This is a genomic window from Roseibium sp. M-1 (genome assembly GCF_054515675.1).
On the sequence record NZ_CM137257.1, the window covers coordinates 3,141,125 to 3,154,816 of the forward strand.

General features: G+C 60.3%; 15 protein-coding genes and 1 pseudogene. 14 read left to right on the plus strand and 2 right to left on the minus strand.

What is annotated here, in order from left to right; genetic code table 11:
* Positions 1 to 203: 203 nt before the first annotated feature.
* Complete coding sequence (locus ACX3M4_RS14145) at positions 204 to 410, minus strand: heavy-metal-associated domain-containing protein (protein ID WP_459359191.1); 207 nt, start codon at positions 408 to 410, stop codon at positions 204 to 206.
* Positions 411 to 571: 161 nt separating this feature from the next.
* On the opposite strand from ACX3M4_RS14145, the gene ACX3M4_RS14150 reads away from it, so the two are divergent.
* From ACX3M4_RS14150 to ACX3M4_RS14215, 14 genes and pseudogenes are all read left to right on the plus strand, one after another.
* Positions 572 to 3,079, plus strand: coding sequence for a heavy metal translocating P-type ATPase (locus ACX3M4_RS14150; RefSeq protein WP_459359192.1), 2,508 nt, complete (start codon positions 572 to 574; stop codon positions 3,077 to 3,079).
* A gap of 10 nt (positions 3,080 to 3,089) precedes the next feature.
* Positions 3,090 to 3,485, plus strand: a complete 396-nt coding sequence (cueR, locus tag ACX3M4_RS14155; protein ID WP_459359193.1) for a Cu(I)-responsive transcriptional regulator — start codon at positions 3,090 to 3,092, stop codon at positions 3,483 to 3,485.
* Entirely contained in the window at positions 3,482 to 3,901 is a 420-nt protein-coding gene (locus ACX3M4_RS14160) for a c-type cytochrome (RefSeq protein ID WP_459359194.1), read from the plus strand. Before cueR ends, ACX3M4_RS14160 begins: the two co-directional genes overlap by 4 nt.
* Before the next feature lie 10 nt (positions 3,902 to 3,911).
* On the plus strand, positions 3,912 to 4,265 hold the full coding sequence (locus tag ACX3M4_RS14165) for a hypothetical protein (protein ID WP_459359195.1): 354 nt from the start codon (positions 3,912 to 3,914) through the stop codon (positions 4,263 to 4,265).
* A 53-nt stretch (positions 4,266 to 4,318) separates the two neighbouring features.
* A complete protein-coding gene (locus tag ACX3M4_RS14170) occupies positions 4,319 to 4,918 on the plus strand; it encodes a c-type cytochrome (protein WP_459359196.1) in 600 nt (199 codons plus the stop codon).
* 3 nt (positions 4,919 to 4,921) lie between these two features.
* A complete protein-coding gene (locus ACX3M4_RS14175; protein WP_459359197.1) occupies positions 4,922 to 5,812 on the plus strand; it encodes a c-type cytochrome in 891 nt (296 codons plus the stop codon).
* A gap of 166 nt (positions 5,813 to 5,978) precedes the next feature.
* A complete protein-coding gene (locus tag ACX3M4_RS14180) occupies positions 5,979 to 6,326 on the plus strand; it encodes a hypothetical protein (RefSeq protein WP_459359198.1) in 348 nt (115 codons plus the stop codon).
* Between the two features lie 214 nt (positions 6,327 to 6,540).
* Positions 6,541 to 6,762, plus strand: a complete 222-nt coding sequence (locus tag ACX3M4_RS14185) for a DUF2933 domain-containing protein (protein ID WP_459359199.1) — start codon at positions 6,541 to 6,543, stop codon at positions 6,760 to 6,762.
* Positions 6,755 to 7,219 carry a DUF411 domain-containing protein gene (locus ACX3M4_RS14190; RefSeq protein ID WP_459359200.1) on the plus strand — a complete coding sequence of 155 codons (465 nt, stop codon included), beginning with the start codon at positions 6,755 to 6,757 and terminating at the stop codon, positions 7,217 to 7,219. Before ACX3M4_RS14185 ends, ACX3M4_RS14190 begins: the two co-directional genes overlap by 8 nt.
* A gap of 261 nt (positions 7,220 to 7,480) precedes the next feature.
* Complete coding sequence (locus ACX3M4_RS14195; RefSeq protein WP_459359201.1) at positions 7,481 to 7,855, plus strand: hypothetical protein; 375 nt, start codon at positions 7,481 to 7,483, stop codon at positions 7,853 to 7,855.
* A gap of 309 nt (positions 7,856 to 8,164) precedes the next feature.
* Positions 8,165 to 9,676 (plus strand): TolC family protein, encoded by a 1,512-nt coding sequence (locus ACX3M4_RS14200; protein WP_459359202.1) that lies wholly within the window; start codon positions 8,165 to 8,167, stop codon positions 9,674 to 9,676.
* A 26-nt stretch (positions 9,677 to 9,702) separates the two neighbouring features.
* On the plus strand, positions 9,703 to 11,106 hold the full coding sequence (locus ACX3M4_RS14205; protein ID WP_459359203.1) for a multicopper oxidase family protein: 1,404 nt from the start codon (positions 9,703 to 9,705) through the stop codon (positions 11,104 to 11,106).
* 31 nt (positions 11,107 to 11,137) lie between these two features.
* Positions 11,138 to 11,425, plus strand: a complete 288-nt coding sequence (locus ACX3M4_RS14210; RefSeq protein ID WP_459359204.1) for a copper-binding protein — start codon at positions 11,138 to 11,140, stop codon at positions 11,423 to 11,425.
* A gap of 208 nt (positions 11,426 to 11,633) precedes the next feature.
* A pseudogene (locus tag ACX3M4_RS14215) lies at positions 11,634 to 12,266 on the plus strand (tyrosine-type recombinase/integrase).
* A 261-nt stretch (positions 12,267 to 12,527) separates the two neighbouring features.
* On the opposite strand, the gene ACX3M4_RS14220 reads toward ACX3M4_RS14215, so the two are convergent.
* A complete protein-coding gene (locus ACX3M4_RS14220) occupies positions 12,528 to 13,691 on the minus strand; it encodes a mandelate racemase/muconate lactonizing enzyme family protein (RefSeq protein ID WP_459359205.1) in 1,164 nt (387 codons plus the stop codon).
* Position 13,692: the final 1 nt, after the last annotated feature.

Genomic DNA, 13,692 nt, shown 5'->3' on the forward strand with positions numbered 1-13,692 from the left:
AACGTTTGGCATGAACATTATGCCGGGACCCGGTTTATGCTGCGTAACAATCAGGGCGTCGATGCCTCCTATTGGCCAAATGACATCCAATCAGAACAAACTTCCGAACCTCGTTTCGATACGTCTGGGACGGAGAGGAGAGCCTTCCGGGCTTCATGTCTTTTCCAAGACCGCGGCGCGCTGCCGGAAGGCTCTCTGTGTAGTTAACCCCAGGCCTTGAGCGCGTGGATATCGTAACCTGCCTTGCGGATCGCGGTCGCGATCGCCTCCTCCTCTGCAGACGTGCCGATGTCGATGAGGCGATTTTGCAGATCGCAGGCGACGTCCGCCGAGGCATCGACGGTTTTGACCGCCTTTTCAATAGATGCGGCGCAGTGGCCGCAGTTCATGTCAGGAACGCTGAATTTCATGATAGGCTCCGTTGGTTGAATTCCGACGGTTTCCTCGTTCCAGTTACAGGAAGGTCAAGCGAAAAAAACGTCTTGAAAAAAGTTTTGACGCGGCCTTGACCTTCCAGTGACTGGAAACTCCATCTGAGGGACATCGATTAATTCATGCTGGAGTTGGACCCATGTCCGTCCATCCGAAATTCACCCTGTCGGTACAGGGAATGACCTGTGCATCCTGCGTGAGTCGCGTTGAACGCGGCCTGGCTTCCGTCGAAGGTCTCGGCGACGTTGCCGTCAACCTGGCAACGGAGAGCGCCCGGTTTTCATCCGCGCCGGAAAACGTTGCGGCGGCCGTGGCCAAGCTAGAGGATCTCGGTTATCCGGCGCGGACGCAGACGGTCGCCCTCAACATTGAATCCATGTCATGCGCGTCGTGTGTGGGCCGTGTCGACAAGGCGCTAGAAGCCGTGCCCGGTGTGCTGAGCGTCAGCGTGAACCTGGCAGCCGAAACGGCAACCGTTGTCTATGCGGAAGGTATCACGTCTGTTCAGGACCTTATGAAAGCCAGCGCGGAGATCGGCTACCCGGCGCGCGTCGCGGAGGCGGGTGCCGCACAGGACCGGAGCGAGCGCAAGGCGGAAGAGGCACGCGAGCTCGCCCGGAAAATGGCGATTGCCGCCGCCTTCGCCCTGCCGGTGTTTCTGATCGAGATGGGCGGCCATCTGATCCCGTCGCTTCATCATCTGATCGCGGCCTCCATCGGTCAGGAGGCAAGCTGGGTCCTGCAATTCGTGCTGACAAGCATTGTTCTCTTCGGTCCCGGCCGTGCCTTTTATACGAAGGGCATTCCTGCGCTGTTGAAAGGCGCGCCGGACATGAACAGCCTTGTGGCGGTTGGCACGGGGGCAGCCTTTCTCTACTCCGTCGTCGCGACGTTCCTGCCGCAATTCGTGCCGGACGAGGTGCGTGCCGTCTATTTCGAGGCAGCGGCGGTGATCGTCGTTCTGATCCTGCTCGGGCGTTTTCTTGAAGCGCGCGCAAAGGGGCGCACAGGAGCGGCCATTCAGAAGTTGCTTGGCCTGCAGGTAAAGACGGCCCGGGTACTGCGCGGCAACGAGATGACAGAAGTTCCGATCGAGACGCTTGCCATAGGTGACGTGGTGGTGGTTCGCCCCGGCGAGCGCATCGCCGTCGATGGTGAAGTGGTTGAAGGATCGTCTCATGTCGACGAGAGCATGATCACCGGCGAACCGATCCCGGTTGCGAAGTCCTCGGGAAGTGCGGTGACCGGCGGTACGGTCAACGGTGCCGGCGGGCTTCAGTTCAAGGCAACGCGCGTCGGGGCGGATACGACCCTTTCCCAGATCATCCGTATGGTCGAGGAGGCACAGGGCGCCAAGCTGCCGATCCAGGGGCTGGTTGACCGCATCACGTTGTGGTTCGTGCCGGCGGTCATGGCTGTTGCCGCGCTCACGATCCTCGTGTGGCTTGTCTTCGGTCCTGATCCCGCCCTCACGCTGGCGCTTGTTGCCGGTGTATCGGTGCTGATCATCGCGTGTCCCTGCGCCATGGGTCTGGCGACCCCGACCTCCATCATGGTGGGCACAGGCAGGGCTGCGGAAATGGGTGTTCTCTTCCGCAAGGGGGACGCACTCCAGCAGCTTGCGCAAGTCGGCATCGTCGCGCTGGACAAGACCGGCACCGTTACCGAAGGCCGGCCTGAACTCACTGATCTGGTGCTTGCGGAGGGATACGAGCGATCCTTCGTTCTCTCGCGGATTGCCGCGGTCGAGGAACGCTCGGAGCATCCCGTTGCCGAAGCCATCGTACGGGCTGCAGCCAATGAAGGGCTGGATCGGCCTGACGTCGACGCGTTCTCCTCGATCACGGGGCATGGCGTCAGCGCTCTGGTCGGAGGTCAGAGGATTCTGGTTGGAGCAGACCGGCTGATGGCCCGGGAAGGGATTGCGATCGAGTCTCTTGCAAGCGAGGAAACCCGGCTGGCCAGACGTGGCCGGACGGCACTCTTTGCGGCCATCGACGGAAAGATCGCCGCTGTCATCGGTGTCGCCGATCCGGTAAAGGCTTCGAGCCGCGCCGCCATTGCAGCGCTCCATGCCCAGGGCCTGCAGGTTGCGATGATTACCGGCGACAAGCGGGAGACCGCCGAGGCGATTGCTGCGGAAACCGGCATCGATACCGTCATCGCCGGCGTGTTGCCCGATGGCAAGGTTGCCGCCTTGAACGAACTCAAGGGAAAAAGCGGCCGGATTGCCTTCGTTGGCGACGGGATCAACGATGCCCCGGCACTGGCACATGCCGATGTCGGGATCGCGATCGGTACCGGCACGGATGTGGCCATCGAATCCGCCGATGTGGTGCTGATGTCGGGCGACCTGCGCGGTGTCGTGAATGCCCACGAGGTTTCCCGCAGGACCATGCGCAACATCAAGGAGAACCTTTTCTGGGCCTTTGCCTACAACACCGCCTTGATTCCCGTTGCCGCAGGCGCACTTTATCCTGCATTCGGAATGCTGCTTTCGCCGGTCCTAGCGGCAGGTGCCATGGCGCTGTCCTCGGTCTTCGTTCTGACCAACGCCCTGCGGCTGCGTCGCATCCGGCCGGCCATGGATGAAACGAAACCGCATGTTTCCGTCGCGCCGAACACGGCTGCCGTGCCGGCGGAATAGGAGGTTTGTCATGAATATCGGAGAAGTCTCCCGTCAGTCCGGGCTCCCCGCGAAGACCATTCGCTACTATGAGGATATCGGCCTCATCAGGCCGCTGCGAACAGGCAATGGTTACCGGGCCTTCCAGGACAAGGACCTCGACCGGCTCGCTTTTCTCGGGCGGGCAAGGGCGCTCGGTTTCAGTATCGAGGAATGCCGCACGCTGATGACGCTTTACAACGACGACAGGCGTGAAAGCAGTCAGGTGAAGAGCATCGCGGAACACCACTTGCACAGGATCGATGAAAAGATCGCGCAGCTTCAGGCGATGCGGACAACGCTCGCCGACCTCGCGAAAGCGTGTTCCGGAGACCACAGGCCCGAATGCCCGATCCTTGAGGACCTCGCGGGCGAACGCGTGCGATGAGCCGGAACAGGGGCTTGCGCGTTGCCGTCATCGCGGTTCTCGTGATCGCGGGATATTTCCTCCTGTTCCGCCAGGAACCGGAAAAACCGGCATCCGGAGCTGTCATGGTTCAGGTGAGCGTTCCGCTGCTCAATGGTGCGGCAAGCGAAGGCGAACGGGTTTTCAACGATTATTGTGCAGCCTGCCACGGCCGCAAAGCCGCGGGGCAGGAAGGGATCGCACCGCCCCTGATCTACAGGATTTACGAGCCGTCGCACCACGCAGACGGTTCGTTTTTTCTTGCAGTCAGGCAGGGCGTGCGCGCTCACCACTGGCCGTTTGGCAACATGCCGCCCGTCGAAGGCTTGACCGACAGGCAGGTTGAACAGATTGTTGCCTATATTCGGGTGTTACAAAGGACCAACGGGATCCAATAGGCCATTGTTGATGAAACGGCGTACCTTCCTTGCAGCAGTTTTGAACACCATCCTTGCGGTGGCTTTCATTGTTGCCGGCGGATCGTTCAGCCACACCCTTGCCAGCCCACCTCACGAACATACCCATGAAGCTGCCGTCGACGGCAGTCATGTGCACGATCATGCGGAAGCAAATACGGACCGGCTCGTGGCGGAGAATGAAACCGTCCATTGCGGCGCCAACCTGCTTGCCCTGACACCGGACGATCGCCTGATAGTTCCGGATTTTCTGGATGACCCCCTCGGCACATCCCCTGCGACGGCCATCTCGCGCGTTGCAAAGATAGAAACTCCTCCTCCGCGACCGACCTTCCTGTCCCTTTGAAATCGCTGCTTTCGGCGGGCGAACCGCCGGTAAATGGATACAGGAATAGATCGATGAAATTTAAGGTTTTGACGGTCGCAGGCACGCTCCTGCTGACAGGTGCTGTTGTTGCTTATGCCCACGGCGGTGCGTCGGGCGTTGTCAAGGAACGCATGGACGCCATGGGAGAGATGGGGGAGGTAATCAAGTCCCTGTCGGCGATGATGCGCGGTGAAACGGCGTATGATGCAAATGCCGTGCGCAATGGCGCGGAGGTGATCCGGTCCCATTCGGGCGAAGCCATGACCACGCTCTTCCCCGAACACAGCACGGACGGGCCCTCCGAGGCCAAGCACGAGATCTGGACCGAATGGGAGCAGTTCACGGCTCTGGCTGGCCAGTTGCAGCTTTTCGCGACCGGTCTCGAGCAAGCCGCAGACAACGGTCTTGCCCATTCCGGCAACTCTGCCGGCATGGACCAGGGAAGCATGATGGGCGGCAATTCCATGATGTCTGGAGGGGGCATGATGGGGGGGGCACCGATGATGATGGGCGATGCGGGACATATGGCCGACCCGGAGATGATCGCCCGGATGCCTGCAGACGGCGTCTTCAACATGCTGGTTCAAACTTGCTCGGCGTGTCACTCCAAGTTCCGGGTCGAGAAGAAATAGGCAATGTTCCAATGGATCATTGTTGCGACGGCCGGTCCCGCGTTAGCGGGAGCGGTCTTCGCTGCGCTGCATTTCTGGCCGATAGGCAAACCTGAGGAAATCGGAAATCTTGCCGGAGATGCGGGACGGGGTGCGTACCTTGCCAGGATGTCGGGCTGCATTGCTTGCCACACCGACGTGAGCGGGGGTGGCAAGCCGCTTGCCGGTGGCGTGCGACTGCCGACCGAATTCGGCACCTTTTATTCCCCGAACCTGACCACGGATCCTGAACACGGCATCGGCAACTGGACCATCGGAGATTTTGCCAGGGCATTGCGCCAGGGTGTCTCGCCGGAGGGAACGCCTTATTATCCGTCGTTTCCCTACACGTTCTACAGCACCTTCAGTGATCAGGACATCGCGGATCTCTGGGCAGCCTTCAAGACCGTGCCTCCCGTCGACGAAGCCTCGAAGCCGCACGATATGATGCCACCGTTCAACCTGAGGGCAGGCCTGAAGGTCTGGCGGGCGCTCTATCACGAACCGGAACCCTTCATGCCGGAGCCGGACAAGGATGAGCTCTGGAACCGGGGCAAGTTCATCGTGGAAGGTCCCGCCCATTGCGGGGCCTGTCATACGCCTCGCAACCTTCTGGGCGCCACTCAGGCCGAACTGGCCCTGCACGGCGCGCAAGGACTGCCGGACGGAGGAAAATCCCCGCCCATTACGAGCACTTCGTTGAAACGGGAGGGGTGGACTGTCAGCACGCTTCAATACGCCCTCAAGACAGGGATCATGCCCAACGGCGATGTCTTCGGGGGATCCATGGGCGAAGTTGTCCGCGACGGAACGGCCTTCCTGACGGAAGAAGACCGGCAGGCGATCGCAACCTATCTGCTCGAAAGGGACGAATGAGGACATGGTGCCGGGATGCGGTCCGCTTGAACAGGCTGATGCGTGCGCAACGCCTGTGCCTGTCACGGCGCACCCGCGCTTTCTTCAGCCGGGATCGCACCTGCCTGCGCTGTTCTGTCCAATTTCAGTTGTGGCTTTGCGGTGGTGTGTGAGGTATCCAGAGTACATGCGCAAGATTGTAGCGACATTGCTGATTATCCTGTTCGCGGGGGTCCATACGGCCGCCGCCTACGGCGATGTCGAAGTCGCAATCGTCGCCGAAGATCAGATGGCTCCGGTTGATGTCTCCGATGAAGCGCAATCTTTCCCCACACATCACGTCAAATGCTGCGAGACTTCCGGTAAACCCGGAGCAGCCTTGAAGATTTCCGGCTGCAGCGCGGATTGCGTGTCCCTTCATGTGGACTTCGTGATCCTGCAGTTCCAGGACAGTGCGGCGCTTGAGATCGCCCCTCAGCCTGCCTATTCCGGCGGCACGCCGGTTCCGCACCTCCGACCTCCGAGAAACGTCTGAGCCTTCGCTCCGGAGCGCCTCATTGCGCTCTTCAATAGACATTTGTTGGAACCGGTGAACGGGAATATTTGCGCGCTTCAGCATCTGCAGGGCAGCGACCGTTCACCCTGAAACGGAAGGTGAATGCTCAATGAGCTCACATGATTTTCTGACCGCCAGATCCGTGTCGAGATCTTCGATGCGGCAGGGCGGAACGTCCGGAGTGTCACCCCGCATGCGTTTGAACGGACACGTTCTTTTCATGCTGGCCTGCTGCGCTGTCATGCTTGGTGCGACCGGTGTGCTGATTGCCGGCGCGCCGGCCGGGCAGTCCCCGCTGCAGACGCTGCTCCTGGCAGCTCCGATGCTAGCCTGCTTGGTCATGCATCTTTTCATGCACCGGCTTGCAGGCAAGACGTACGATGCACATGCGGGAAAGGACCGGAACAATGATTAAGCAGGGTCTTGCGCTTCTCATGCTCGGAAGCGTCCTGTCGCTTTCACCGGCTGCCTTTGCCGACGAGGACAACACGATCACGGTCTACAAGTCGCCCTGGTGCGGATGCTGCGAAATCTGGACAGATGCCGCCAGGGAATCCGGCTTCCATGTTGTCATAGAGGACATGGAAGACCTCTCCGGGATCAAGCAGCAGGCGGGTGTGCCCGATGATATGCAGGCGTGTCATACGGCAGTCATCGGCAAGGACCGCAAATACATCATCGAAGGGCACGTGCCGCTGGAAGCGATCCGGAAGATGATGACGGAACGGCCGGACATTCGCGGCATCGCCGTGCCGGGCATGCCCCAGGGCTCGCTCGGCATGGGCTACGATCCGGAAGCCAGGTATACGGTCTTCGCGCTTGGCAAGAATTCATCCGATGAACCGCAGCCCTATATGACCATGGGCGAATGATCCTCGGATGATGAAGCTGACAAGAAGATTGTTAATTGCCGGGACGGTGAGCCTCACAGGGCTCGCCGTCAGCGGCTGCCGCCGCCTCATGAACCGGCCATCTGCGAAATGATCGACGACCAAGTCTTGGAACATCGGTTGCCAAGCTCCATATGACGCAGGGTCACTGCAATGGTGGTTAAATGCGCCTATCACGGACATTTCAGTTGCCGCCTTCCGGTGCCCTCGTTACAGAATATCTGTTTCCCGGTTAGGTGGTCCGTGCGCAACCTGCTTCAGATAATCATTGCAGGCATCTTTCTTCTCGGAACCGTTCTTCCGGGAGCAGATGCGCATGCTCGGGTTGCCGCCGATCAACTGGTGTCGCACCAGGCCGCACAGTCCATGGGGCACATGCACCATGTCCAGCATCACGCCGTCACGAGCGGCCAGTTGGCTGACTGCCCCGCCGCCATGGCGAAGAAGAGCGGAAAAACCTCTACCGAGACCTGTTGTCCGTCCTTCTGTTTTCTCGATCTGGCGGTCCTGCAGGTGCCGGTCTTCTCCGGTTGGGGAATGCTGCCGCCCTATCAGCCATCGGCCGGTTCGCTTTCCGGCGCTTCCGATTACAGCGTAGAGCGCCCTCCCAGACGCTGATCTCGACCCGTTTCTATCCGGGCAAGTCATGCGCCGTTTTCCACGGCGACATTTGCACAATCGAGATCAGTGAGTTTCAATGAAGCTAAGCGTTATTGCAGCGCTCTCGCCGCTATTGGTCGGGGGCTGCGCATCGACAGCATCCCTGCCGAGCCTTTCCGCCGGCCCGGGCCCGGAAGATCCGGGCACGGCCATCCATGCCATTTATCCGTCTTCTGTGACCGCAGGTTATACAGCGCGCGGCCCGGTAGAACCGGGCTCCTGGCGCAAACTCAATGACGATCAGGCCTCCGGTCACGGAGGTGGGTCGTGAAGACACTTGCAGTGAAGTCGCTCCTTGTTGCCGCATCTGCCGTTTTGCTGGCCGGATGTGTTTCCCCGGATCAGGTTGCCTCCTATTCCGAAAGGCAACCCGGTTTCCTGACGGTTTCTTCCGGAGCCGCCACACGAACGGGCAACAAGGAAACCGTCTGGATCGAGAACGCGGACCAGGCCAGGGTGGTCTCCGACCGTGTCCGCGCAATGGTGCACAAGAAGACGATCGGTGCGGATACCGCGGTCCAGGTTGCCCTTCTCAACAATCGCGGCCTTCAGGCATCCTACGCGGCACTCGGCATGAGCGCTGCGGAGGCGTGGCAAGAGACAATGCTGGAAAACCCGGTCGTTTCCGTCGGCTTTCTCGGCCTTGCCCATCCCGAGATCGGCGGACTGCGCACGATTGAAAGCACGATTGTCGCCAACCTGCTGTCGCTTGCGACGCAAAAACAGCGGGTCGACATCGCGGATACCAGGTTCCGCCAGGCGCAGGCCATTGCGATCAGCGACACGCTTTCCCTCGCCGCGGAAACCAGACGAGCCTGGATCGACGCGGTGGCCGCCTTCGAGACGGTCGCCTATCTCAACCAGGCGCAGGTCGCGGCGGATGCGGCATCGCAGCTTGCCCAGAAACTGGGCGAGACCGGTGCCATGCCCAAGGCCGGTCAGGCGCGTGAACATGCTTTCTATGCCGAACTGACCGGCCAGAAGGCGGAAGCACGGCTGGCTGCGGCCCTGGCAAAGGAGCGGTTGACGCGCCTGATGGGGCTGTGGGGGCAGGATGTACAGTATTTCGTACCCGACAGCCTGCCGGGCCTGCCGAAAGCGCCGCGCGGCAATCCGTCGATCGAGGCCGATGCCCTGCGCAACCGGATCGACCTCCAGGTTGCAAAGCTTGAGCTCGAGGCCGTCGCCAAAAGCTACCGCCTGACGGAGGCAACCAGATACGTCACCGATCTGGAACTCATCGCAGGCGTAGAGGCGGAGCGGGAGGTCGAGACCGAGTACGAGCTCCATGGAGCAGAACTCGAGGAGAAATCCAAGTCCAAGACCATCGTCACGCCGCAGATCGAGCTGGAATTTGCGATCCCGATCTTCGACAGCGGCAAGGCAAGACAGCGCAAGGCGGAATACGCCTACATGCAGGCGGCAAACAAGCTTGCCGAAAAGGCCGTGAACATCCGTTCGGAGGCCCGCTCGGCCTACACGGCCTACAAGTCCTCGCACGAGATTGCCCGGCATTATCGCGATGCCGTCCTTCCGCTGCGCAAGTCGGTCGAGGAGGAAAGCCTGCTCACCTACAACGGCATGATCACCAACACCTTCGATCTGCTTGCGGACACAAGGGCGCGTATCGACACCCAGCTTCTGGCCGTCAATGCGCGGAAGAACTTCTGGCTTGCCGATGCGGATCTGGCGGCGGCCATTTTCGGCGGCGGGATGGACGGGGACGCTGGTGGCTCGGCGCCCGTGAGAACCGCCGAAGCCGGAGGCGGCGGCCACTGATGATGCCACACGAAAGGATCATGACGATGATGAACAGACGTCAGCTTCTGGGGGCGGGTGCAGGCGGTGCCGCACTCGTGTCCACCGCCGCGTGGGCAAAGACATCCAACGTGGGGTTGCCGGAAGCCGCCCTCATGGACGGGCCGTCGACACAGGCGCCGAAAGCGCCGGCGACGGGAACGCCCTACAATCCCGTCGTCACGCTGAACGGCTGGACGCTGCCCTTCCGGATGAACAACGGCGTGAAGGAATTTCACCTGGTTGCCGAACCGGTGGAGCGGGAACTGGCGGACGGCATGACCGCCTATCTCTGGGGATATAACGGCCAATCCATCGGACCGACCATCGAGGCGGTCGAAGGCGATCGTGTCCGGATCTATGTCACCAACAAGCTCCCCGAGCATACCTCGGTCCACTGGCACGGGATCATTCTGCCTTCCGGCATGGATGGTGTCGGCGGCCTGTCGCATCCCGGCATCCCGCCGGGTAAAACCTTCGTTTACGAGTTTGATCTCGTGAAGTCCGGCACCTTCATGTACCACCCGCATGCGGACGAGATGGTCCAGATGGCGATGGGCATGATGGGCTTTTTCATCGTGCACCCGAAGGATCCGTCCTTCATGCCGGTCGATCGCGACTTCCTGATCATGCTCAACGCCTTCGACATCGATCCGGGCTCCTACGTGCCGAAGGTCATGACCATGACCGATTTCAACCTGTGGACCTGGAACAGCCGGATCTTCCCCGACATCGATCCGCTTGTGGTGTCGAAGAACGACCGGGTGCGGGTGCGTGTGGGCAACCTCACCATGACCAATCACCCGATCCACATGCACGGTTATGACTTCGAGGTCACCTGCACCGACGGCGGCTGGGTGCGTCCGGAAGCCCGCTGGCCGGAGGTCACCATCGACATCCCGGTCGGAGCGATGCGTGCCTACGAGTTTGATGCGGTGCATCTTGGCGACTGGGCGATCCACTGCCACAAGTCGCACCACACGATGAACGCCATGGGCCATGACGTGCCGACCTTCATCGGTGCGGACAAGTCTGCGTTGACCCGCAAGATCCGGCTGTTGCAGCCCGAATACATGCCCATGGGCAGCAACGGCATGGCGGAAATGGCGGAAATGTCCATGCCATTGCCCGACAACACCGTGCCGATGATGGCCGGCTGGGGGCCTTTTGGCCCGCTCGAAATGGGCGGCATGTTTTCCGTCGTGAAGGTCCGCGAAGGCATTTCAGCCGGCGATTACAGCGATCCCGGCTGGTACGAAAACCCGCCCGGAACCCAGGCCTGGGAATGGACCGGCGACCTGCCGGAAGCCAGCCGCGCAGTGCCTTCTTCCGAAGCGGTCCCGCCGGCATCGGGTGGGGCGGCAACCAGCGACCCGCATGCCGGTCATGCCGGCCATGCCGGACACAAATGATCGAAATCACTCTCAAAAACAGGAGAATGGAATGAACAAGCTTATCGGTCTCATCCTTGCAGGTGCTCTCGGCACCGCTCTTTCGACCGCTGCCTTTGCCACGGAATACACCAAGGGTACCGTGAAGAAGATCGACCTGAAGGGCAAGAAGGTCACCATCATTCACGAGGAACTCAAGAACCTCGACATGCCCGCAATGACCATGGTCTTCCGCATGGCCGATGACGCCATGCTGGAGAAGGTCCAGGAAGGCCAGGAAATCGAGTTTTCGGCGGACCGGGTCAATGGCAACTTGACGGTCATAGAGTTGAAGGAATAAGCGGTATTTGCGATTGGCGTCGGAAAGGGGCGGGTGAGGAAACGCACCCGCACTTTCCGGCACTTTTCGCTATCAGGATACGGAGCATCCGGATTTGGACGTGGCCGTATTTGACTTTTTCAAATGATTAGCGGCCTGCCCCCTCACGGCCCCCACGTTGAACTCAAGTGTTCTCCAGATGACCAACGTTGGTCAAAGGAGAACAGAAATGGGTACTGCACAATTTGATCCGAATGCATTGGGGCGCCCGGCATGGAATGCCGGTCGAAAGGTCGGCGTCAAGAAGCCGTTGAAACAACGTCAGATCTGGGCAATCCGCTTCTTTCTCGATCGGGAAGGGCGCATGAGAGATCGTGCGTTGTTTGATCTTGCGATCGACAGCAAGCTGCGCGGCTGCGATCTCGTGAAGATGAAGATTTGAACGCTCGTCACTGGAACCGAAATCCGATCCCGAGCGATGGTCGTTCAGCAAAAGACCGGCCGACCAGTTCAATTCGAAATAACTCCAGATGTGAGGGCGAGTTTGCTCGCGTGGCTCGAACGGCGCGGCGGATCGATCGACGACTATGTCTTCCCCAGCAGAGTTGACCACACCGATCATTTGAGCACTCGCCAGTATGCCCGCCTGGTGGACGAATGGGTGACCGCGATCGGACTACGCCGTGAAGACTACGGCACCCACTCGCTTCGGCGCACCAAGGCCGCGATGATCTACAAGGCGACCGGCAATCTTCGAGCCGTACAAATCCTTTTGGGGCATACCAAGATCGAAAACACGGTCAGGTATCTGGGCGTGGATATCGAAGATGCCCTGGAGCTAGCGGAACATACTGAGATTTGAAAACGTGCGGCCCCGCACACTGCGGGACCGCGCACAACATGGCAATTTCCTACGTGCAGACTGCCGCCAACCAGCGGATTTGCGCGCCCATTTTTGTCATTTCGGCCTTTTGCTCATAATCTTGAGAGCGGACATTCTTCACGACTATCCGCAAGGCCTCCGTTGAAAGTAACCAACCGGTAGCGAGGGCTTGCCATTCAATGTGATTGCGGCATTGTCAAACCGAGCCTGAAGACTGCTCCAGGCTGCAGTCGAGCAAACTTAACGTGCCAGGTTGTGCATCACCTTTATCAGGTCCGACTTGCCCTCAAACCCGATGCCCGGCAGTTCGGGCATCACGATATGGCCATCTGAAACCGCAACGCCATCCGGAAACCCTCCATAGGGCTGGAACAGATCCGGGTAACTCTCATTGCCCCCAAGCCCCAACCCTGCCGCGATGTTGAGCGACATCTGGTGTCCACCGTGGGGTATGCAGCGCGACGGGGACCAGCCAAGCTCATCGAGCACATCGAGGGTGCGCAGATATTCCACAAGGCCGTAGGAAAGGGCGCAGTCGAACTGGAGCCAGTCCCGGTCCGGACGCATCCCGCCGTAGCGGATCAGATTGCGGGCATCCTGGTGCGAGAACAGGTTTTCTCCCGTTGCCATGGGACCAGGATAGAATTCCGGCATCGCGGCCTGAAGCTGATAGTCGAGAGGGTCGCCGATTTCCTCGTACCAGAACAGCGGATATTGCCGCAGCATCTTTGCGTAGGCGATGGCGGTTTCAAGATCAAACCGCCCATTTGCGTCCACGGCAAGCCGGGCCTCGCCGTCGATTTCAGCCAGCACTGCTTCGATCCGGCGCTGGTCTTCTGCCAGCGTCGCCCCGCCGATCTTCATTTTGACCACGTTGTAGCCGCGGTCGAGATAACCGCGCATCTCCTTGCGCAGGGCACTGTCGTCCTTGCCGGGATAATAGTATCCGCCGGCGGCATAGACGAAAACGCGCGGGTTGGCCTCGAGGCCCTTTCGCTCGGCGAGCAGGCGGAACAGCGGCTTGCCCTCGATCTTCGCGATCGCGTCCCACACAGCCATGTCGATCGTGCCGACCGCGACAGAGCGCTCTCCGTGCCCGCCCGGCTTTTCGTTCTGCATCATAGCCGCCCAGATCCGGTGGGCATCCAGGTTCGTTCCTTCGTCGTTCAAAAGCGACGCGGGTTCGGCTTCAAGCACGCGGTCGCGAAACCGTTCGCGGATGAGCCCTCCCTGCCCGTAACGGCCGTTGGAGTTGAAGCCGTAGCCCACGACCCGATGCCCGTCCCGGACGACATCGGTCACAACGGCCACAAGACTTGCCGTCATCTTGCTGAAATCGATATAGGCGTTCCGGATTGGCGAGGAGATCGGTTTTGTGACCTCGCAGATATCGACAATGCGCATT